19 protein-coding genes are annotated in these 21920 nt (G+C 65.0%); 13 read left to right on the top strand and 6 right to left on the bottom strand.

Annotation, left to right across the window (positions count from 1 at the left end; all coding sequences use genetic code 11):
- A partial coding sequence (locus VN047_RS01925; protein WP_325539466.1) for an acyl-CoA dehydrogenase family protein occupies nt 1–793 on the top strand: 793 nt, incomplete at its 5' end.
- On the opposite strand, the gene VN047_RS01920 is transcribed toward VN047_RS01925, so the two are convergent.
- Both VN047_RS01920 and VN047_RS01915 read right to left on the bottom strand, forming a co-directional pair.
- Nucleotides 790–1920 carry an acyl-CoA dehydrogenase family protein gene (locus VN047_RS01920; RefSeq protein ID WP_414712649.1) on the bottom strand — a complete coding sequence of 377 codons (1131 nt, stop codon included), beginning with the start codon at nt 1918–1920 and terminating at the stop codon, nt 790–792. The genes VN047_RS01925 and VN047_RS01920 overlap by 4 nt on opposite strands.
- 49 nt (nt 1921–1969) lie before the next feature.
- A complete protein-coding gene (locus VN047_RS01915) occupies nt 1970–2704 on the bottom strand; it encodes a helix-turn-helix transcriptional regulator (RefSeq protein ID WP_325539464.1) in 735 nt (244 codons plus the stop codon).
- A gap of 151 nt (nt 2705–2855) precedes the next feature.
- Here VN047_RS01915 and VN047_RS01910 point away from each other — a divergent pair, with 151 nt between their 5' ends.
- The 5 genes from VN047_RS01910 to VN047_RS01890 all read left to right on the top strand — a co-directional run bounded on the left by VN047_RS01910 (nt 2856) and on the right by VN047_RS01890 (nt 8884).
- The gene (locus VN047_RS01910) at nt 2856–5309 is read left to right on the top strand and encodes a TonB-dependent receptor (protein ID WP_325539462.1); all 2454 of its coding nucleotides are present in this window, start codon (nt 2856–2858) and stop codon (nt 5307–5309) included.
- Nucleotides 5310–5323: 14 nt separating this feature from the next.
- Nucleotides 5324–6217: an oxygenase MpaB family protein gene (locus tag VN047_RS01905; protein WP_325539460.1), complete on the top strand. Its 894-nt coding sequence runs from the start codon at nt 5324–5326 to the stop codon at nt 6215–6217.
- Nucleotides 6218–6371: 154 nt separating this feature from the next.
- Nucleotides 6372–7202, top strand: a complete 831-nt coding sequence (locus tag VN047_RS01900) for an SDR family NAD(P)-dependent oxidoreductase (protein ID WP_325539458.1) — start codon at nt 6372–6374, stop codon at nt 7200–7202.
- A gap of 93 nt (nt 7203–7295) precedes the next feature.
- On the top strand, nt 7296–8345 hold the full coding sequence (locus VN047_RS01895; protein ID WP_325539456.1) for an alpha/beta hydrolase: 1050 nt from the start codon (nt 7296–7298) through the stop codon (nt 8343–8345).
- Entirely contained in the window at nt 8342–8884 is a 543-nt protein-coding gene (locus VN047_RS01890) for a cytochrome P460 family protein (RefSeq protein WP_325539454.1), read from the top strand. The genes VN047_RS01895 and VN047_RS01890 overlap by 4 nt, the downstream gene beginning before the upstream one ends.
- Before the next feature lie 113 nt (nt 8885–8997).
- Here the strand turns inward: VN047_RS01890 and VN047_RS01885 are convergent, their stop codons facing one another.
- Genes VN047_RS01885 through VN047_RS01875 form a run of 3 tightly spaced genes read right to left on the bottom strand, consistent with a single transcriptional unit; the run spans nt 8998 to nt 11517 of the window.
- Nucleotides 8998–9783, bottom strand: a complete 786-nt coding sequence (locus VN047_RS01885; protein WP_325539452.1) for an alpha/beta hydrolase — start codon at nt 9781–9783, stop codon at nt 8998–9000.
- A gap of 27 nt (nt 9784–9810) precedes the next feature.
- Nucleotides 9811–10224: an organic hydroperoxide resistance protein gene (locus tag VN047_RS01880; RefSeq protein ID WP_325539450.1), complete on the bottom strand. Its 414-nt coding sequence runs from the start codon at nt 10222–10224 to the stop codon at nt 9811–9813.
- Nucleotides 10225–10251: 27 nt separating this feature from the next.
- A complete protein-coding gene (locus VN047_RS01875) occupies nt 10252–11517 on the bottom strand; it encodes an epoxide hydrolase family protein (RefSeq protein ID WP_325539448.1) in 1266 nt (421 codons plus the stop codon).
- Between the two features lie 200 nt (nt 11518–11717).
- Between VN047_RS01875 and VN047_RS01870 the strand changes: the two genes are divergently transcribed.
- The 7 genes from VN047_RS01870 to VN047_RS01840 all read left to right on the top strand — a co-directional run bounded on the left by VN047_RS01870 (nt 11718) and on the right by VN047_RS01840 (nt 21466).
- Complete coding sequence (locus VN047_RS01870) at nt 11718–12803, top strand: redoxin domain-containing protein (RefSeq protein ID WP_325539446.1); 1086 nt, start codon at nt 11718–11720, stop codon at nt 12801–12803.
- 140 nt (nt 12804–12943) lie between these two features.
- Nucleotides 12944–15733 (top strand): ATP-binding protein, encoded by a 2790-nt coding sequence (locus VN047_RS01865; RefSeq protein ID WP_325539444.1) that lies wholly within the window; start codon nt 12944–12946, stop codon nt 15731–15733.
- 38 nt (nt 15734–15771) lie between these two features.
- Entirely contained in the window at nt 15772–16338 is a 567-nt protein-coding gene (locus VN047_RS01860) for a TetR/AcrR family transcriptional regulator (protein WP_325539442.1), read from the top strand.
- 49 nt (nt 16339–16387) lie between these two features.
- On the top strand, nt 16388–17350 hold the full coding sequence (locus tag VN047_RS01855; RefSeq protein ID WP_325539440.1) for a quinone oxidoreductase: 963 nt from the start codon (nt 16388–16390) through the stop codon (nt 17348–17350).
- A gap of 99 nt (nt 17351–17449) precedes the next feature.
- Nucleotides 17450–18181 (top strand): SDR family NAD(P)-dependent oxidoreductase, encoded by a 732-nt coding sequence (locus tag VN047_RS01850; RefSeq protein ID WP_325539439.1) that lies wholly within the window; start codon nt 17450–17452, stop codon nt 18179–18181.
- A 155-nt stretch (nt 18182–18336) separates the two neighbouring features.
- Nucleotides 18337–19920 (top strand): EAL domain-containing protein, encoded by a 1584-nt coding sequence (locus VN047_RS01845; protein WP_325539437.1) that lies wholly within the window; start codon nt 18337–18339, stop codon nt 19918–19920.
- Between the two features lie 157 nt (nt 19921–20077).
- Nucleotides 20078–21466 (top strand): exopolysaccharide biosynthesis polyprenyl glycosylphosphotransferase, encoded by a 1389-nt coding sequence (locus tag VN047_RS01840; RefSeq protein ID WP_325539435.1) that lies wholly within the window; start codon nt 20078–20080, stop codon nt 21464–21466.
- 18 nt (nt 21467–21484) lie between these two features.
- On the opposite strand, the gene VN047_RS01835 is transcribed toward VN047_RS01840, so the two are convergent.
- On the bottom strand, nt 21485–21920 hold a 436-nt coding region (locus VN047_RS01835; RefSeq protein WP_325539433.1), incomplete at its 5' end, for a polysaccharide pyruvyl transferase family protein.

Genomic DNA, 21920 nt, shown 5'->3' with positions numbered 1-21920 from the left:
CGCCGCGGCGACCATGCTGCTCGCGCGCGCCGCGCCTGATCATGCCGCGCTGGCCGGACTGGCGTCGGGCGCGCTTCGTATCGCCGCCATTTGCGCCGCAACGACCTTGTCGATGCCGACAGTCGAAGACGACGGCGTGATCAGGGGCACGGCGTCGCTGGCGGCGGGGGCGGCGGAGGCCGATCTGTTCCTGCTGTTCGGCAGCGGCGCGCTTCTGCTCATCCCGGCGGACCCGCGGAAAGTCGAGCAGCGCCACCGCATCATGCATGACGGTAGCGTGTCGGCCGATCTTGTCTTCCTGCTGAAGCTCGATGACGCCGAACCGCTGGCCACCGGTGCCGCCGCCCGCGCGCTGGCCGACTATGCGAACGACCTGATCCTTGCGGCGCGCTGTGCCGAGTCGGTCGGGCTGATGCAGCGGATGATCGCCGACAGCGTCGATTATCTGGGCCAGCGCAAACAGTTCGGGACCGCCATCGGATCGTTCCAGGCGCTGCGTCACCGGGTCGCCGACATGCAGCTCGCGGCGATGCAGTCGGTTGCCCTGACCGAAACGGCGATCGCTGCGGTCGAGCACGATCGACCCGATCGCGCGCGGATGGTCAGTGCCGCCTGCGTCGAAACCGCCGATGCCGTGCGGATCGTCGGCGAAGGCGCGGTGCAGATCCATGGCGCGATGGGATTAACCGAGGAACTGCGCCTTGGCGCACATTTCAAGCGCGCGCTGGCGATCGCCGCCGCAATGGGACCGCGCGCCGACATTCTGGCGCGCTTTGCCGACGCGACTGCCTAGCCCAGCATCAGTCTTGCGATCAGGTCACGCTGGATTTCGTTCGATCCGGCATAGATGCTCGCGGCGCGGTCGTTGAGGTAACGCGGCACCGCGACCGCCAGCTCGGCGGGCGTCTGGCCGTCGGCATCCGCCCAGGCCGCGTATCCCGCAACATCGCAGGCGAGCACGTCGATACGCTGTGTGGTCTCGGTACCGAGGATTTTCAGCGCCGATGCGTAGAGCGCCGGGCTGCCGCCAATCCCGCGCATCGCCTTCAGTTCGAGCGTCTGCAGCGCCAGCAGCTTCACCGCTTCGCGGCCGAGGCGCGCACTGAGTACGGGATCGGCAATCTGTCGCTCGCGCAGCCGTTCGAGCCGCCCGATCAGCGACGGCGCATATTTGCCGCCGCGTTCGAAGGTCAGCAGATGCTTGGCGACCGACCAGCCTTCGTTTTCGCCGCCAAGCCGGTTCGCTTGCGGCACGCGGACATCGTCGAAGAAGACCTGATTGAATTCATGATCGCCCGCGAGCGTGCGGATCGGTTCGATTTTGATCCCGGGCGCCGCCATGTCGAGCAGCAGAAAGCTGATTCCCGCCTGCGGCTTGCCCTCGTTCGACGTCCGGACGAGCGCGAACATGCGGTTGGCGAAATGCGCGTGGGTCGTCCAGATCTTCGAGCCGTCGAGCACATAATCGTCGCCATCGGCGGTCGCGCGAAGCTGGAGCGAGGCGAGGTCGGACCCTGCGCCGGGTTCCGAAAAGCCTTGGCACCAATAATCCTCGCCCGACAGGATGCGCGGCAGATAATGGGCCCGCTGTTCGGCCGTGCCGAAATGCATGATCACCGGCGCGACCATCTTGAGGCCCATCGGCGCCAGCGCCGGCGCGCCGGTGCGCGCGCATTCGGCGGCGAAGATATAGCGTTCGACTTCGCTCCACCCGGGGCCGCCGAATTCGGCCGGCCAGTCGGGTGCCGCCCAGCCGTGCGCGTTCAGGATGCGCTGCCAAGGCAGGGAAATCGCCGGGTCGATGAAGACGCTCGTCGCGCGGGCCGCGGCGCGGCGCAGCTCGTCGGGCAGCGCGGCTTCCAGAAAGGCGCGCACTTCGTCCTGAAAGACGTCCAGCGCCGGATCGTTCAGCATGTCCATTCGCCGCATCTATCGATCGAACGGGGGACCGGCCAAGCTGGCGGATGCGTCAGGCGGCCCGCGCCCCGACGAAACCCAGTCCCGCTGCGATCTGGATCGTTTGCGCGCGGCCGGTCGCGCCGAGTTTCGCCGCGGCGTTGCGCAGGTGAAAGCGCACCGTCGATACCGATAGCGACAGGATGATCCCGATCTCGCCGTCGGTCTTGCCTGCCGCTGCCCAGCGCAGGCATTGGACCTCGCGCCGCGTCAGCATTTGCGGCACCGCCGCGTTGCGTGGCCGGCCGCGCGCTTCATTGTGCGTGGCCACCAGCCTGAGCGCGAGATTGTGCAGGTCTCCCGCGTGCTTCGCGAACAGCGTCTCTACGCCGACCGGTTCGCGCGAGCACCAGAATACGGCGCCGACAAGGCCACGCGGCAGGTGCACCGGCGCGACAATCGCTTCTCCGAAATTGGGGGTGTTCTTCGCCTGCTCGCAGTCGACGGCTTCGAGCAACTGCGAGGCGCGCCAGGTGCGGAGACGTCCGTCGCTATAGAAGAAGGGCTCGGCAACGAGCCGCGCGGCGGTGAGAAAGGCGATATGCAGCGCCAGCTTGCGGTCGCGCCAATAGGCATGGTCAGGGTCGATCCAGCGAAAGCTGGTCTCCGCATAGGGCCGTCCGTCCACGTCGCCCATCGGCTCGGGATCGCCAAGGTCGGCCTGCGCCGCGATGAAGGGCAGGCCAATCGCGTCGCCCGCAGCCTGTACCGCGGCGATCATTGACGGCATCGCGTCCCAGCATTGCATTCGATAATCCGTCACCCGACCCATCCTCCATCCCATCCTGCCACGGGTGCCAGCTTGTCTGCAGCCTTGCAATTCTCTCCTTTGGCAGGGTCCGGCCAAGCGACGTTCGCACGAAGACGAACGCAGCGGCAAGCCGTTTGAGGGAGGATAAATGATGAAGGCAATCCGGTTTTTTCTGCTCGCCGGCACCGGCCTGGCGCTCGCGGCGCCCGTGTGGGCGGCCGACGCAGCCGCCGCCGACGCTGACACGGCATCGGCGCAGAGCGAGATCATCGTCACCGCGCAGCGCCGTGCCGAATCGATCAACGACGTTGGCATGGCGATCCAGGCGGTCGACGGCGACACGCTCGAAAGCTTGCGCGTCACCGACATGCGTGACCTTACCGCGGTCGCACCGAGCTTCACGGTGTCGCAAAGCTATCAGGGCGTGCCCACCTATACGTTGCGCGGGATCGGCTTCAACACGATCAACCTCTCGTCGACCTCGACCGTCGGCACCTATGTCGATGAGGTCGCCTACGCCTACCCGATCATGAACACCGGGCCGGTGATGGACCTCGAACGGGTCGAGGTCCTCAAGGGTCCGCAAGGCACGCTCTATGGCCGCAACACGACCGCCGGCCTGATCAACTTCATCACGGGCAAGCCGACCGACAGCTTTGAGGGCAGCATCAAGGCCGATCTCGGCAACTACCAGACCTATAATTTCGCCGGCCACCTCTCGGGCCCGCTCGGCGAGGGCATCGCCGCGCGCATCGCCTTCCGCAGCGAGAATAGCGACAAGGGGTGGCAGGTCAGCAACAGCCGCGGCGAACGCCAGGGCAAGGTCGACAAGCTCGGCATCCGCGGGGCGCTGGCCATCGATCCCGCCGAGGGGACGCATTTCGACCTGTCGGTGACCTGGTGGCAGAACAAGTCCGACACCGTGGTCGGGCAGGGGATCGGCTTCACGCCCGCGACCGACCCGGCGACGGGCACCAGCAATTCGCGCTTCTTCAACGCGCCGGGGCTCGCGGCCTATCTCGCGAGCAATTTTCCGACCAAGGCAACGCAGGCTGACTGGGCGCCCTATGCGCAGCGTTCGACCGATATCGGCACCGGGCTCGGGCTCGATGGTCCGTTGGCCGAAGACAATCGCTTCTGGGGGCTGAAGCTGCGCTGGGATCAGGATGTGGGCGATACGATGAAGTTCGTCTCGCTGACCAGCTACAATGATTTCAAGCGCAACGCGCTGTCCGACTGGAGCGGTGCGCCGTATGAAGTCCTGCTCCAGAACACCGTCGGGCGGATCAAGAGCTTCGCGCAGGATTTCCATGTCGAGGGCGAGAGCGGCCCAGCGACCTGGCTGGTCGGCGCCTATTACGCGAACGACCGGATCATCGATTCAAACCGCACGATGCTGGGCCAGAACGCCAATGTCGGGCTGATCCGTGCGGCCGGGGCTCCATTGCTCGCGAACCCGATTTTCAATTCGGGCGGCTATACGCCGGCGGAGCTCAGCCAGGCCTTTCGCACCTATGAGGATTTCGGGCGTATCCGGACGAAGACGTGGAGCGTCTTCGCCAACACCGACTGGGAGATCGATGACCGGTTCAAGCTGACCGCAGGCCTCCGCTACACCGAGGACAAGCAGCACTACAATGGCTGCTCGCGCGACTTCAACGGCAACATGCTGCCGAACGTCAACGTCGTGAACCGCGCGCTCTACCTTCAGACTTATGGCGTACTCGCGGCGCCGATCACGCAGGGGCAGTGCAACACCTTCGACCCTGTTACCGGAACCTTCGGCGAGGTGCGCTCGGTGCTGGACGAGAATAATGTCGCGTGGCGCGTCGCGCTCAACTGGTCGCCGAACAGCGACACATTGCTCTACACCTCGGTCTCGCGCGGCTATAAATCGGGGACGACGCCGATCAACGCGGCAAACCTCGCGCGGCAGAATGCGCCAGTGACGCAGGAAAAGCTGACCGCCTATGAAGTCGGGCTCAAGGCGACGCTCGCCGACCGCGCGGTACAGGCCAATCTGTCGGCCTTCTATTATGATTATGCCGACAAGCAGATCAGCACCTATTTCGCCGACCCGATCTACACCGCGCTCTCGCGGCTCGACAATGTGCCGAAGTCGAAAGCCTATGGCGTCGAGGGCGAACTGACGATCCGCCCCGCAACCGGCCTGACGCTGGCGGCGAACGCGCTGTGGCTGAAGACGCGGATAAACGACTACAATGGCACCAATGCCGCGGGGCAGCCCCAGAATTTCGACGGCGCCGAATTCATCTACAGCCCGGAGTTTCAGGGCAGCCTGACGCTCGCCTATGATACGCCGGTCAGCGATACGCTGAACCTGACGGGCGCCGTAAGCGCACGTTACCAGAGCAAGTCGAACACGATTTTCGAGGATCTCGATCTCTACAAGGTCGATGCCTATGGCACCGTCAACGCCAGCCTCGGCGTGAGAAGCGAGAGCGGCTGGTCGGTGTCGCTCTGGGCGAAGAACCTGTTCGACAAATATTATTGGTCGGCCGTCGCCAGCAACGCAAACGTCGTGGTTCGCTTCCCGAACCCGCCGCGGACCTATGGCCTGACCTTGGGCTTTGATTTCTGAGGAGTGCGAAACGGGTGCAGCAACGCGAACTCGAAAATTACCTTGGCACGATAATCGACTTTTCCTCTCCCGTCGGCGAGCCCGCCCTGCTGCCACCCGACAGCGTCCAGTGGCGCATCTACAAGAATCCGATTGCGCTCGGGATCGGGGGGATCGCCGCGGTGTTGCTCGAATTTGCCGAGCCGCGCATTCGCTCGGGCGTGTGGGATCATTCGACCTATAAGGCCGACCCGATAGGACGCGCGCGTCGCACCGGCCTTGTTGCGATGCTCGCCTGCTACGGCCCGGCGAGCACCGCGAAGGAAGTGATCGGCAAGGTCAATCGCCTGCACGGCGAAGTCAAAGGCTCGACGCCGGCGGGCGAAAAATATCGTGCGCTCGACCCGATCCTGCTCGATTGGGTCGCGGCGACTGCTTCTTACGGCTTTCTGATGGCCTACGACCGCTTCGTCCATCCGCTATGCGCCGCCGACAAGGACCGCTTCATGCGCGACGGGGACATGATCGGCCGCGAGTTCGGGGCGCGCCACGCGCCACCGACGCTCGATGCGTTTATGGTGATGATGGCACAGCTCGAACCGCGCTTCGAGCCGCATCCCATCCTTTTGGAATTCCTAGATATCATCCAGTCCGGCCGTGCCGCCCCCGGTGCGCCGCGCTTCCTGCATCGCGCGATCGCGCGCGCCGCAGTGTCGCTGCTTCCCGGACATGTCCGCCAGCGGCTGGAACTCGGGGGCCAATATGACCTTGGCCGGCTTGACCGCTTGATGCTGCGGACCGCGGGCCGTCTTGCAGACCGGCGCGTCGATCGCACCTCGCCAGCATGCCAGGCAAGCGAACGGCTCGGCTTTCCTCATGACTTTCTCTTCAGATCGAGGATGCAGCAAACGAGGATGCTGGTTGGGTGAGCGCCAACACTGAATTTGGCCAAAGTTCGCCGCGCAAGCAGCACCAATGGCATTTCACAGCGACTAACGTGACTTCCATCTGCTTTCAGACGACCCGGCATTTGACACCCGGCGCAGCGGTTGCGTGCGGGGCGACGGTCTGAAAGGAAATGATATGGCACGGACTTGGCTGGTCACCGGATGTTCGCGCGGTTTCGGGCGCGCGCTGGCCGAAGCGATTCTCGACGCGGGCGACAATTTGCTGGCGACGGCGCGCGATCCCGCAACGCTGGAAGGGCTCGGGGCCGGAAAGCCTGGTCGTCTTGAGACGGCACCGCTCGACGTTACCGACGAGCGACAGGCGTCGGGAGCAATTCGTGCCGCGATCTCCGCTTTCGGATCGCTCGAAGCCTTGGTGAACAATGCCGGCTATGGCGACATCGGATCGGTCGAAGACACGCCGATCGCGTCCTTCCGGCGGCAGATCGAAACCAATCTGTTCGGCACCATCATCATGACCAAGGCCGCCATCCCGCACATGCGGGAGAGGCGGAAAGGGCATATCGTACAATTTTCTTCGGTCGGCGGGCGGCTTGGCGCGCCGGGGCGCGCCGCCTATTCGGCGGCCAAATGGGGCGTCGAAGGCTTTTCGGAAGTGCTGGCCCGCGAAATGGAGCTTGTCGGCGTCAAGGTCAGTATCGTCGAGCCCGGAGGATTCCGGACCGACTTTGCCGGCTCGTCGTCGACCCTCGACGGCGGGCGTCCCGAATATGACGCGGTGGTCGGCAAGGCAGCGCGCATGCAGGCCGCCTATCATGGCAACCAGCCGGGCGACCCGCACCGCGGCGCGGCGGCCATTCTGAAGCTGGTGGCGATGAAGAAACCGCCGCTTCGCCTGCCGCTCGGAAGCGACGCGGTGACTGCGATTGCCCGGTCCGATCAGGTACGGCTCGACGAGCTTGAGCGCTGGCGGCCGCTGAGCATCTCCAGCGATTTTGCCGCATAATGTCCCCTTCACAGCACATCACAACAGCTAACAAGCGTTTGGCGCGAAGGACGCTTAGGCTTCTCGCATCTCGATGAGCCGAAGGATCAAGCCATGAACAATTTTTCGTCAGAAACTGCCGCGCCGGGCCGGCGGGGCTTCTTGCGCGGTAGCGCCCTGATCGCTGCCACGCTCGTTGGCGGCGTGGCGCAAGCCCGCACGCGCACCGCATCGGGTATCGCGCCATCGTCGGCTCCGTCTTCTTTCGGCCCGGTCCGGCAGGTCGATGCAGGCGTGCTCGACATCGGTTATGTCGAGATGGGACCCGCATCGGGCACCCCGGTTCTGCTGTTCCACGGCTGGCCTTATGCCATCGACGCCTTCGCCGGGGTGGCGCCGCTGCTCGCGGCGCGAGGCTATCGCGTCATCGTGCCGCATCTTCGCGGGCACGGCACCACGCTGTTCAGGTCGGAGGCGACGCCGCGCAATGCGCAGCAGGCGGCACTCGCCGCCGACGGGATCGCGCTCATGGATGCGCTGCGGATACCGAAGGCGATCGTCGCCGGCTTCGACTGGGGTGCGCGGACGGCCGATATCATGGCGGCGCTCTGGCCCGGGCGTTGCACCGCGCTCGTCTCGGTCAGCGGCTATCTGATCGGCAGCCAAGCGGCGAACGCCAAGCCGCTTCCGCCGGCGGCCGAACTGCAATGGTGGTATCAGTTCTATTTCGCGACCGAGCGCGGCAAGGCCGGATATGCCGCGAACACCGACGCCTTCAACAAGCAGATATGGCAACTCGCCTCGCCGAAATGGGCGTTCGACGACGCCACTTTCGAGCGTTCGGCCGCTGCGTTCGCCAACCCCGACCATGTCGAGATCGTGATCCACAATTACCGCTGGCGGCTGGGCCTTGCCGATGGCGAGCGGCAATATGACGCGCTCGAGGCGAAGCTGGCGGCGGCGCCCGCCATATCGATTCCGGCGATCACGATGGAGGGCGATGCCAACGGCGCGCCGCATCCGCAGCCGGACCAGTATCGTGCCAAATTCACCGGCCCCTATGCCCATCGCCTGATCACGGGCGGTATCGGCCACAACCTGCCGCAGGAAGCGCCGGCCGCGTTCGCGCAGGCGGTGCTCGACGTCGCGAAGCTCGCACGATGAGCGGGGTACGAAAGCCGGGCGCCATCGTGCTGATCGCCTCGGCGCTGCTCTTCGGCGTGTCGGCGGGCGTCGCCGTGTCGCGGGCGGACGAAGGCGCATCACCGATCGATGGCGTGAAACTGCCCAAGGGGTATCGCGACTGGAAACTGATCAGCGTCGCGCAGGAGAATGGCCGGAACAACGATATCCGCGCCATTCTCGGCAACGATATCGCGGTCAAGGCTTTCCGGGACGGGAAGCGGCCCTTTCCCGACGGGGCGGTCATCGTCCGGCTCGCCTGGCGATATGACTCCTCGCCGCGCAACGACAAGGTGTTTCCGGCGCCGCAGTCGTTCGTCGCGGGGGCGCCGACCAATGTGCAGGTCAGCGTCAAGAATGCGAAGCGCTATGCCGCCACCGGCGGCTGGGGTTACGGCCAGTTCGAGGACGGCCGGCCGAACCCCGACGAGGCGCTCGCCCGCTCCTGCTTTGCCTGTCACCAGAAGCTCGAGGTGCTCGACCCCGGCACGGATCTGGTCTTCACCGCCTATTCGCGCTGATCTGCGCGGGACCCGCATATATCCCGAAGCAGGAACGGCCGGTCATGTCGCGGACACGACCGGCCGGGGGCGCACGCCGGTGCGTCGGGGGAGGGGAGAGCCGGCGCGCGCTCCTAGGGGGCGGTAGCCGCCTGCTCGATGAGGCGGGCCACTTCGGGCGCATGCGACACCATCACGACGTGCGATGCGCCCTTGACCACGACGGTCTTCCGCGACTTCGCACGCTCGGCCATGAAGCCCATGGCGACGGGCGGGATGTTCCTGTCGCCGTCGCCGTAGACGAACCATGACGGCAGATGTTTCCACGCGGGCGCGGTCGACGTCTCGGACAGCGCTGCTTCTGCGATCGGGCGCTGGCCGGCGGCCATCAGCCGCGCTTCGGGGGCCCGCACGTCCGCAGCGAACTGATCGTGGAAGCGCGCCTGCAGGATATAGAGATCGTTGCCCCCGGTCGTCAGCCTGACCGGCGGTGCAAGCGCGGAGCCGAGGGTGCTGCCGGGGAACCGGCCGGTCAGTCCGAGCGCGGTCTCGCCGGTGTCGGGCGCAAAGGCAGCGACGTAGACCAGCCCCTTAACGTTCGTCAGCCCTTCGGCGGCTTCGCTGATGACCGAGCCGCCATAGGAGTGGCCGACCAGCACCACCGGGCCATTGATTGTCTTTACGACCTCGGCGATGACATCGGCGTCAGCGCGGACGCCGCGCAGCGGGTTGGGGGCCGCGACGACCGTGTAGCCATCCTGCTGCAGGATCGGGATCACGCGGTTCCAGCTCGATGAATCGGCGAAGGCGCCGTGGACGAGAACGATGGTCGGTTTGGCGGGTGCGGCCTGTGCCTGCGCGCCCGTGGCGAGCAACGCCGCCACGAGCATCAACCCGCCGGGAATGATTTTCTTTTTCATATGCGTCTCCTGATATCTGAAATGGGCTCAGGCGAGGGCTACGACGGCGTCGATGTTGCCCTTGATCGCCTTCGAATAGGGGCAGGTGCGGTGTGCGGCCTCGATGATCTGGCGCGCGATGTCGGGATCGATCCCGGGCACGTGAACATTGAGGCGCGCGGCGAGCGAATAGCCGTCGTCGCCCTGGCGAAGCTCGACTTCGGCATCGATCGCAAGGTCTGCGGGCAGCACGATATCCTTTGCCCTGGCGGCGATGGCCATCGCGCCCTGAAAGCAGGCGGACCAGCCCGCAGCGAACAGTTGCTCGGGGTTGGTTCCGGCGCCGGGACCGCCCGGGGTGGACAGCTTGACCTCGAGGCGGCCGTCGCTGCTCTTGGCGGTACCGTCGCGGCCGCCCGTCACATGGACGGCGGCGGTATAAAGGGTCTTGGTAGCGGACATTCGGGTTCTCCTTCAGGGTTGTAGGCGTCAGCGAAGCGGCCGGAAGGCCGTACGGACTTCTTCGGCGAACAGGTGCGGTTGTTCCCAGGCAGCGAAATGACCGCCATTGCCGACTTCGTTGAAATAATGGAGGTTGGTGTAGCAGCGCTCGGCCCAGCTTCTGGGCGCACGGAAGATTTCGCCGGGGAAGACGCTGACCGCGACCGGCATGTCGATGATGCCGCGCGCGTTGAAATTGTTCGAATGGTCTTCCCAATAGATGCGCGCGGCGGAGGCGCCGGTGCCGGTCAGCCAGTAAAGCGAAATGTCGTCGAGGATCGCATCGCGCCCGAGCACGCGCTCGGGCTGGCCGTCGGCATAGACCCACTGCGCGATCTTTTCATACATCCACGCCGCCATGCCGACCGGCGAGTCGACCAGCGAATAACCGATCGTCTGCGGCCGCGTGTTCATCATTGCCGCGTAAGCCGAATTGTCGCGGTAGAAGGCTTCGAGCTGGTCGAACGCGCCGCGCTCCTTGGCTGTCAGGCTTGCAGGCGCCGGATCTCCCGCCGCGAGCGTGCGGGCGATATCGGCGGGGACCACGGCAGGCATGTTGAGGTGGATTCCGGCGAGTCCCGGCACATGCTGGAGCGCCATGCGCTGCGAGATGACCGAGCCGCAATCGCCGCCCTGGCTGACGTAGCGATCATAGCCGAGACGCAGCATCAGCGTCGACCAGGCGCGCCCGATACGGTCGGAGCCCCAGCCGGGCACCGTCGGTTTGCCCGAAAAGCCGAAGCCCGGGATCGACGGGATGACGAGGTGGAAGGCGTCTTCCGCCTTGCCCCCGTGCGCGGTCGGATTGGTGAGCGGATCGATCACCCGCATGAATTCGAGGATCGAGCCCGGCCAGCCGTGCGTCAGGATCATCGGCATCGCCTTGTCATGGCGCGAGCGCACATGGATGAAGTGGATATCGAGCCCGTCGATTTCGGTGAGGAACATCGGCAACGCGTTCAGCCGGGCCTCGACCTTGCGCCAGTCATAATCACCCGCCCAATAGCGCGTCATGGCCTCGAGCGTCTGACGGCGCACGCCTTGGCTGTCGTCGCCGACCGGCTGCGCGTCCGCCCAGCGGGTCTCGGCGACGCGGCGCTTCATTGCCGCAAGTTCGGCGTCGGGGATCGCAATTTTGAACGGCCGGATCGCGGCGCTCGCCGCACGGGCAATGGTCGGGGTCGCGGCGATCGCGCCGAGCGCGGCGGCGCCAGTCACGAAACCGCGGCGTGAGGGGGTGAAGTCTCCAGGCAAATCTCGTCTCCTGATCGAGTGGAAAGGATCGGGAGGAGAGATAGCGATATCGCCGGTCGCCGCCCGTTAGGCGCGGTGAGGCGCTGTTAGCCGGCCCATGCACAAAAACTAACGGGCGAGGTCGCCGACTAACGCGCAGGGCGCCCGGGACGCCTTATGTCGGTGCAGCTGGAAAGCCGGCGGCAACGGAGACAGACATCATGAGCAAAAGACGATCGATCGGATTTATCGCAGCGGCACTTGCCGCGGCGGGCGCGGTCACCACGGTCTGTTTCGGCGACGCGCTCGGTATGGCCCATGCACAAGGCGCACCATTTGGTACGACCTCGCGGCCGGTGGAGGTGCTCGCTTCCGCAAAGCCTTGGCTTGCTGCCGTTCCGGGCGGTCCGCAGGCGCTCCGCGGCAAGGTCGTGGTCGTGAATTTCTGGACCTATTCATGCATCAATTCGTTGCGCGCGCTGCCCTACCTTCGCGCCTGGAACGAGCGTTATGGCGACAAGGGCCTGGTCGTGGTGGGCGTCCACGCGCCCGAATTCGGATTCGAGCATGATGCCGCCAGGGTCCGGTTGGCGGCGAGCCAGCTCAAGGTCGGCTATCCCAACCTTCAGGACAATGATTATGCGGTGTGGCAGCGCTTCGCGAACCAAGGCTGGCCAGGGTTTTATTTCATCGACGCGGAGGGGCGCGTCCGCGGCTATCGTATTGGCGAAGGCGAATATGCCAGCGCAGAGCAACTGATCCGCAAGCTCCTGGTGGAGGCCGGCCATGATCCTGCGACCGTTCCCGCATCTCCGGTCATGGGTACAGGCGTCGAGGCCGAAGCAGATTGGGTCCATCTGGGGTCGCCCGAATCCTATGTCGGTTATGACAAGGCGGCGAATTTCCGGTCACCCGGCGGGCTGCGGAAGGACAGGTCGACCAGCTATGCCCCCGTCGGAGCTCTGGGACTCAACGACTGGGATCTGACCGGCAAATGGTCGGTCGGCGGTGAGTTTGCGGCGCTGGACGGCGCGGCAGGCGCGATCCGCTTTCGCTTTCATGCCCGCGATGCCCATCTTGTCCTCGGCGGTGCCCGCGATGGTCGGCCGGTACGATTCCGGATCACAATCGACGGCGCTGCGCCGGGCGCCGATCATGGCGCCGACGTCGACGCCGGGGGCTGGGGCGAGGTCCGCGAGGATCGTCTTTACCAACTCGTCCGGCAAAGCGGTGCGATCGATGACCGTACGCTGACGGTCGAGTTTTCGCGCCCGGGAGTACGGGCTTACGTCTTCACCTTCGGCTAGCGCGGCGCCGACCGGAAAGCGGACGCACGAAACTTGTAATCCCCGCGGCTTGGACAGACGAGAGCTTTCTGCCACAGGTCGGAGCGCCAACCCGATGCCGCAACGGTATCGGAGCCAAAGGCGCGGGGAAAAAGCGTAGCGTGACGGACAGCGAGAGACTCGGCGATCAATTGGCATTCGGGCCATTCCGCCTGTGGCCGGACGAAAGGCTGCTGACGAGGGACGGCAAGCCGGTCCCTATCGGCGGACGCTCGTTCGATCTGCTCGTCGCCCTGATCGAAAGGCCCGGAGCGGTGCTGTCCAAGCGCGATCTTCTGAAGCGCGTGTGGTCCGACGTCGTCGTCGAAGACGGCAGCCTTCGATTTCACATGGCGGGGCTCCGCAAATTGCTGGCCGATGGCCGGGACGGTGCGCGCTACATCGCGACGCAGGTCGGCGTCGGTTATGCCTTTGTCGCGCCCGTGGAACGGCGGGTGGCTCCGGACAGTTCTTTCCTTGCGGCCGAAACGACGGTCGAGGCGCGCGCAGGCAGTCGCGGCGCTCGATCACCCAATCTGCCTCCGCAGCCGCATCTGGTCGGGCGCGAGCGCGATGTGGAACTGCTCGGCGAGCGGATTGCCGGGACGCCCCTGTTCACGATCGTCGGTCCTGCAGGGGTGGGCAAGACATCGCTCGCGGTGGAAATTGCGCATCGGAACGTTTCCGACTTCGGCGGCGATATCGCTTTCGTGGACTTCGCGATGCTGGAAAATCCGGCAATCGTGCCGTCGATGATTGCCGGTGCGATGGGGATCGCCGTCGATGGCGACGATCCGCTCGCGGTGATCCTGGGTCATGTGCGTGACCGCCGCTTCCTTCTCGTCCTCGACAATTGCGAGCATCTGATCGAACCAACCGCGACGATCGTCGAGCGCTTCATCGACGAGGCGCCTCTCATGCGCGTCATCGCCACATCGCGCGAGCCGCTCAGGGTGCGCGGCGAACATGTGCATCGTCTGGGTGCCCTGTCTTATCCAGAAGATACCGTCGACCTCACGTTCGAACAAATCCTTGCCTATCCGGCGGTCGAACTCTTTTGCTCGCGCGTTGCCGCCGCCGACAGCGACTTCGCCCGGGAAGAGGAGGCCGTGCGCCTTGTCGCCGATATCTGCCGACGGCTCGACGGCATGGCGCTGCCTATCGAACTGGTCGCCATGCGTGCGGCGACCCACGGCATTCCGGCGACGGCGCGCCAGCTGGGCGAGCGCTTCAGTCTCGGCTGGTCGGGCCGGCGAACTGCCCAGCGGCGCCAGCAAACGCTTCAGGCGACACTCGACTGGAGCTATGATCTGCTTTCCGCGGCCGAAAGGACCGTGTTCGAGCGGCTCTCGGTTTTCGTCGGCCCATTTTCGATCGATGCCGCGCTTGATGTCGCCGCTGACAAAAGCTTGGGCACGGACGAAGCTGCACTGGCGCTCGACGAACTGGCTTCGAAATCGCTCGTTTCGGTAAATCGCACCGGCGGCGCCTGCATCTATCGCCTGCTCGAAATGACGCGTGCCTATGCCCGGGAGAAACTGCGCGTCCGGGGGGGCGTCGAATATGCTGCCGCGGCGCGCAGGCACGCCAGCTATTATCTTGCCGAACTGGAGGGGATCGCCAACCATGACGAGAGCTCGCTCGAAGACACCGGGCCGCTCCGTCAGCAACTTGGCAACATTCGTAGCGCGCTGGATTTCAGCTTCGGTGACGACGGCGACCTGAAAACAGGCGTGCGCCTTGCAGCGGCAAGCGCCCCGGTCTTTCTTAACCTGTCGCATCTGCTCGAGTGCCGGAACTGGTGCGGCAGGGCGCTTGCCGATGCGAAGGCTGCGTCAGGAAATGGCGACAGCGGGATCGCGCCCGAGGTGGAACTGGAGCTTCAGGGAGCGCTTGGAACGGCGCTGATGTTTACAGAGGGCAACAGAGCGGGGGCGGGCGATGCGCTGGGTCGTGCGCTCGACCTCGCGACGCGACTGGCAGACAGCTGGAACCAGTTGCGGATGCTCGCCCGTCTCCACATCTTCAACAAGCGGCTTGGCGATTATGCGGCCGCCCGGTCGCATGCCGAACTGGCTGTGGAAGTCGCGGCGCAAATTGACGACGACGAGGCATTCGGCATCGCCTATTCCCTGTCGGGAATCTCGCACTATCTTGCGGGGAATCTCCCGCGCGCGCGCGAGGAACTTGAACAGGCCATGACGCGGAGCGGCCCGACGCTTCGAAGCCGAACGATCCGTTATGGTTTTGACAACCGCAGCCGGACCGGGATCGCGCTCGCCTATACGCTTTGGCTTGCGGGCGAAGCGGAGCAAGCGAACCGTCTGGCTCGGCAGACGGTGCGCGAGACCGGACAGCTTGAGCACGGCATCACGCAATGCATCGCGCTGGTGTGGGCGGCCATCATCCATCTGTGGAGCGACGATCCCGAGGCGGCGGAGGAAGCGGTCGACGCCCTTTCCGCACGCGCCGAGGCCAGCGCGCTTGCGCCCTATATCGTCGCGGCTGAAGGTTTCCGTGGCGCGCTTGATTTCGAGCGCAGCCATCGGGCAGAAGCTTTGTTCGCCCTCGAGAAGAGCATCGCCAGCCTCCGCGCCGCGCGATACGAGTTGCTCGTAACGCCGTTCACCGTGATGCTCCTGTGGGGTTTGCTGCGCGCCGCGCGGCTTCGCGAGGCGCAGGATCTTGTCGAGGGCGCGATATCCCGCTGCGAGGAATTGGGAGAACTCTTCGCCATGCCCGAACTTTTGCGGATCAAGGCCGATCTCGTCGAGCGGCTCGATGACGACCGCACCACGAGCGCGACATTGATACGCGACGCCGTTTCGCTCGCTCGTCGGCAAGGGGCTCGCGTGTGGCAGGATCGCATCGGGAAAATGCCGTCGGCACAGGATGGCAGGCATCGAAAATAATTATTGAACGTTCGTTCCACAATTGCTATGTGCGAAACATGGCGAGACCGAAAAGCTTTGACGATGATGTCGCACTCGATGCGGCGATCGGCGTATTCCGCGAACACGGTTATGAGGGCACGTCTGCCCAGATGCTCGTCGATGCGATGGGGATCGGTCGGCAGAGCCTCTATAACAGCTTCGGCGACAAGGCAGGCCTCTACAGCGCAGCCGTACGACGCTACGCAATAGCCGAAACGCACGCGCACCGGGAAGCGCTCAGGACCGGCAACCGCGCGATCGAAGGCATCTGCGCGATGGTCGATCGGGTCGTTCGCGAAGCGGGTCGACCTTGTCTGGGCGTCAATTCGATTGCCGAACTGGGAACGTCATGGCCGGCGCTCAACGAAATCCGGGCCGCGGCCGACCTTTCGCTGCGGACCGCGATCGTGGCGCAGGTGGCGGCGGCGCAGGCCGAGGGCGACATCGCCGCCGACCTGGATCCCGACGTCATCGCGACCTGGTTCGTGGCGAGCTTTGCCGGAACAAGGATTGCCGCACGTGGCGGAGCAAGCCCCGAACATCTGACCAGCTTGGGAGAGTTGACGCTTCGCGCCCTGCGATGACCCCTTTTTTTGACTAGTTATGGAACGATCATTCAATAAGGAAGACGAGATGAAAGCAATTGCAATGATGTCGCCCGCTGGCGACCTTGACCTGATCGATGCACGCCAGCCGGCGCCCGGCGCCGGAAAGGTCGTCGTCGAGGTCGCAGCCGCAGGCGTCAATTTCATGGATATCGGGGTGCGCCGCGGCATGGCGTGGACCGATGTTCCGGAACCCAAGGTGATAGGGGTAGAGGGTGCGGGCCGGGTCACAGCGCTCGGTGAGGACGTCGCGAGCTTCGCGATCGGCGACCGCGTCGCGTGGGTCTATGCTCCGGGAAGCTATGCCGGGCAGGTCGAGGTGCCCGAGAGCGCGCTGGTCCCGGTGCCCGACGCGATCGACGATCGCACGGCGGCGGCGATCATGATGCAGGGGCTGACCGCCAGCCATTTTGCGACCGACTTCTATGCGGTGCAGCCGGGCGACGTGGCGCTCGTCCATGCCGCCGCCGGCGGTCTCGGTCTGCTGCTGACGCAGCTCGTCAAGCTGCGCGGCGGCACGGTGATCGGGCGCGTGTCGAGCACGGCAAAGGCTGACGTCGCGCGCAGCGCCGGCGCCGATCATGTCATTGTCGATGCAGAGGGGCATTTTGCGGATCAGGTTCTCGCTCTAACGCGCGGCGAGGGCGTCAACGTCGTTTTCGACGGCTCGGGCCCCGCGACCTTTGCAGGCTCGCTTGCATCACTTCGACGCTCGGGCACCTTCTGCTGGTTCGGGCCGGTACTCGGCGGACCGGGACCGATCGAAATCATGAGCCTGCCGAAGAGCATCAAGCTTGGCTACGCCGTCTTCTCCGACCATATCCCGACGCCCGCGTTGCTGCGCGAGCGATCGGCGCAATTGTTCCGATGGATAATCGAAGGAAAGCTGCGCGTCGAAATAGGCGGTGTCTATCCGCTTGCCGACGCGGCGCGCTCACATGACGATATGGAAAGCCGCCGGAGCACCGGCAAGCTGCTCCTCATTCCCTGACGGCCAGCCGCACGACCGTGACGGGATGGTCATGCGCCGCGCTGCGCGCGCCAAAAAATTTGCTCGATTATGGAATAAACATTCAAGAAAGGAAATGCGATGAGTGATGATATTGAAAAAGTGGCGCTGGTCTTTGGCGGCTCACGCGGAATCGGCGCAGCCATTGTCGAACGGCTTGCGCGCGAAGGCTATGCAGTGGCTTTCACCTATGTATCGAGCGAATCCGCCGCATATGAGATTGAGGAACAAGTCATTGCACGCGGCGGCCGGGCGAAAGCGATCCGGGCTGACAGCGGCAAGGCCGATGACATCCGCGCCGCGGTATCGACAGCCGTTGAAAGCTTCGGCAAGCTCGACGCCGTCGTCGTCAATGCCGGAATCTTTCGGACCGCGACGATCGATGCGGTGACCGAGGCCGATCTCGACGAAATGCTCCGGATCAATGTGCGCGGTGTTTACCTTTCGATCCAGGTGGCCGCCGGCCAGATGAACGATGGCGGCCGGATCGTCACGATCGGGAGCAATGTGGCTATCCGAACCGGCTTTCCGGGCGCTAGCGTCTATCAGATGACGAAGGCTGCGGTGGCAGCGATGGTGAAGGGGGTGGCGCTTGACCTCGCACCGCGGGGGATAACCGTGAACAATGTCCAGCCTGGTCCGACCGATACCGACATCAACGCCGGCGGGATTGATACCCTGTCTTCGATGAGCCCCCTGAAGCGCGTGGCCAGGCCTGCGGAGATCGCGGGTATCGTCGCCTATGTGGTTAATGATGAAGCTGGCTATATGACCGGAGCCAGCCTCACGATCGACGGCGGTTTTACTCTCTGAGGGTTGACGCGGCGTGCTCACGCGCATCGGCGGGCACATCGCTCGTCCGGCTGAAATCGGATCGTTTCGGTTCCGGATCGCCGGTAGCCTTTCGCAAAAGGCCGTTGCGCAGACAGCCCGACTGGTGAATGACATCGGCGTTGCTGGGACACCGGATGCGAAGACGGACGATACTCCTTGTCACCATCTGCGCAGCGGTCCTCGCCGGCCTGCTGCCGCCGATCACCATTTCGCAGCTACTGCGCGCGCGTGCGGTGGAGGCGGAGCAACAGCATCTGGACGAATATGCCCGATGGACGCTGTTGCGGGCCGACCGGACGCTCGCCGACGCCCGGAAAATTCTGGGCCGCGCGGAAGCGCTGGGCCGGCGGGACTGTTCGCGCGAACATATCGCCGGGATGCGGGCCATCGTGATGGACGCGCAGGATGCGAAGGACGTCGGCTTTTTCCGCGATGGCCGGCTGGCTTGCACGAGTTTGGGGATGATCGAACGCCCGATTGCGCGGCCGAGGCCCGATGCGACCCTGTCCGGCGGGTACAGGCTCGCGCTGCGTATCGAACCGCGTTTGTTCGAAAGCCAGCCGATGATGGCGCTCGGGCATGGCGACTACGCCGTCCTGATCCAGCCAGGGCAATTGATCGACGTGCTGACCGACAGCCATATGACGCTCGGCATCGCGACCGCGTCCGGTCGGTCGATCGCCTTGTCGGGACCGGTCGACGCCGGGTTGCTCCGCAGGTTATTGCAGCCCGGAATGGCCCGCGAGGACGATCGGCATATTTTCGCGTCGCATCGCAGCGCGGATCTGATCGCCTTTGCCATCAGCGATCGCGACGATGCCCCGGGACGGAACGGCAAGGACAATGTCGTCCTGTTTTCGGTCGGTCTTGGCCTGTCGGCGCTGTTGATCGGGATGGTGATATGGTTTTCGCGGCAGCGGCTTTCGCCCGCAGCGGGGCTTGCCATCGCCATCCGCAAACGCGAGTTCGTCGTGCATTACCAGCCGATTATCGAAATCGCGACGGGCCGCTGCGTTGCCGCCGAAGCGTTGCTCCGCTGGCACGACCCCGACGGCGGCTGGATTCCGCCCGACAGCTTCATCCCGCTGGCCGAGGAAACCGGGCTGATCGCGGGGCTGACCGATCTGATGATCGACCGCGTCGTCGAGGATATGGGGCGGTTGCTGCGGGCCGATCGGGATCTTCACATCTCGATAAACATCTCGGGCGAAGATATGGAAAACGGGCGCTTTCTTCCCGTACTCGCGCGGGCGCTGAAGCGATCGGGGATCGCGGCGTCGCAGATCTGGCTCGAGGTGACCGAGCGCGGCTTCATTCATGCCGAGGCCGCATCCGCTGCCGTGGCGGCGGCGCGTGCGGCCGGGCATATGGTGACGATCGACGATTTCGGTACCGGCTATTCCAGCCTGTCGCTGCTCGAGCAGCTGCCGCTCGACGCCTTGAAGATCGACAAATCCTTCATCGACGCCATCGCGAAAGGCGCGGCGATCAGCGTGGTGACGTCGCATATCATCGACATGGCGCATGGCCTGGGTTTCCACATCGTGGCCGAAGGCGTCGAGACAGCGGAGCAGGAAGACTATCTTCGCGGCGCCCGCGTCCCGTTCGCGCAGGGATGGCTTTATGCGAAGCCGCTTCCGGCCCGCGAATTTGAAGCCTTTCTTTCAGGCGTCCGGACGCCGGGCCAGCCTTCACCGCGCGCCGGTCGCGACGTTTAGCCGCAGAAAGCGATGTGCCGGGCGGGGGGGGGGCGCCGGCTTCCGCACGGATCATCCTGTATCCGGCACGTGCTCGCGCTGTCCGCTTGTATTCCCGGCCGTCCCGGACATGTTGCATCGCAACAATATCGCGAGAACCCAGGGAGTCCCCCATCCCATGACCAAGATCGACTTGGCGCTCCAAGGCGCGCCCGTTCGAACGCCGCTGGCAAAAGCGGCGCGGCGCAATGCCAAGATCTGGCTCTGTCTGGGGCTGATGGCCCTCGACGCCTTCGCGCTGGCGTGCGGCTTTGCGGTGACGCTGATCATCGAGCAGCCGCGCGGCATTTCGGATGGCCTGCTGACGGCGATGCTGGGCGCCCTGCTCGTCCACGCCGCTATCGCCTTTCAGAACCAGGCCTATAACCCGCGATGCCTGACCCGGCCGGTCAAGAGCTGCCGTCAGACGCTGATTTCCTTCGCAACCACTTTGCTCGTTTTCCTGCTCGTCGCCTTTTCGTTGCGCGTGACCGGCAAAATGCCGCGCTTTGCGATCGGGATGGGCATGGTCACCGCGGTGGGGCTGCTGGTCGCGCAGCGCCTGCTGATCTGCTATGCGGTGCGCAGGGCCTTGGGGCAGCTGACGGCCGAGCTCGTCATCCTCGACGGCGCCAGTCTGCCGCCCTCCTACCTTCAGCATGATATTATCGATGCGCGCGTGTCCGGCCTCCGCACCGATCTCGACGACCCCTATATGCTCGACCGCCTCGGCACGGTGCTGCAGGATTACGATCGGGTAACGATCGTTTGCGCGGCCGAACGGAAAGCCGAATGGGCGCGCGCGCTGAAGGGCGTGAACATCGTCGGCGAGATCGTGATGCCCGAGATCGCCGAACTGGGGCCGCTGACCACGCGGCAACGGGGCGGGGTGACGACGCTGGTGGTATCGTGGGGGCCGCTCAACCGGGCCAACAGGGTGAAGAAGCGCGCGCTGGATCTGGCGGTAACGCTTCCGGCGCTGTTCGTGCTGACGCCCTTGCTGGTGATCGTGGCGCTCGCGATCAAGCTGGATTCGCCCGGACCGGTCTTTTTCCGTCAGGAACGGATGGGGCGCGGCAACCGGATCTTCCGGATCCTGAAGTTCCGCAGCATGCGTGTCGAGACGACCGATGCGACCGGCGCGCGTTCGGCCAGCCGCGACGACGACCGGATCACGCGCGTCGGACGGTTCATCCGGGCGACGAGCATCGACGAACTGCCGCAGTTGATCAACGTGCTGTCCGGCGAGATGAGCCTGGTCGGGCCGCGCCCGCACGCACTGGGCTCGACCGCGGGGAACGAACTGTTCTGGCGGGTCGACCGGCAATATTGGCGCCGCCATGCGCTCAAGCCCGGGATCACTGGCCTTGCCCAGATTCGCGGCTTTCGCGGCGCGACCAATACCAAGCGCGATATCGTGAATCGGCTCGAGGCCGACCTTGAATATCAGCACGGCTGGTCGCTGCTGCGCGACATTTCAATTCTGGCGCGCACCGCGCAGGTATTGGTGCACCGTAACGCTTATTGAACGAGGCCGGGCCGCCATTCAGCCGTCCACGATCTGCGGCGCGCGGCAAGCGAGCGCGGTGTCAAAGGCTTCGGAGCGGGTGGTCGCGTGCATCAGGCCGCTGTAATCGCGGGTCCACTGGTCGGCGAAGCCGGCGACCTTGCCATAGCTGTTGTCGAGCAGCACGTGCGGAATATCGAGCAGCAACGAAAGAATATGGGCGTGAAGCCGGTCGGTGACGACGAGTTCGCCGGCCGCCAGCATCGCAAGGCCGCGCTGCAGCCGCCATTCGGCGAGGCGGCGCTGGCGGACCGCGCGGCGCGCCATCGGATCGCGGGTGACGAGGCGGCCAAGCCTCAGTGTCAGGCGGAGAACGCGCTTCCGGGCGGGGTCCTCTTCCAGCCAGTCGTCGGCGACCACGCCGGCGGGAAGCGTATCGGGCGTGCCGGGCGCGCGCTCGTGATCGGTGCGCAGC

Source organism: Sphingopyxis sp. (assembly GCF_035565275.1).
Lineage (GTDB): Bacteria > Pseudomonadota > Alphaproteobacteria > Sphingomonadales > Sphingomonadaceae > Sphingopyxis.
The sequence above is the reverse complement of the archived record's forward strand: the minus strand, read 5'-3'. Positions and strand labels throughout refer to the sequence as shown.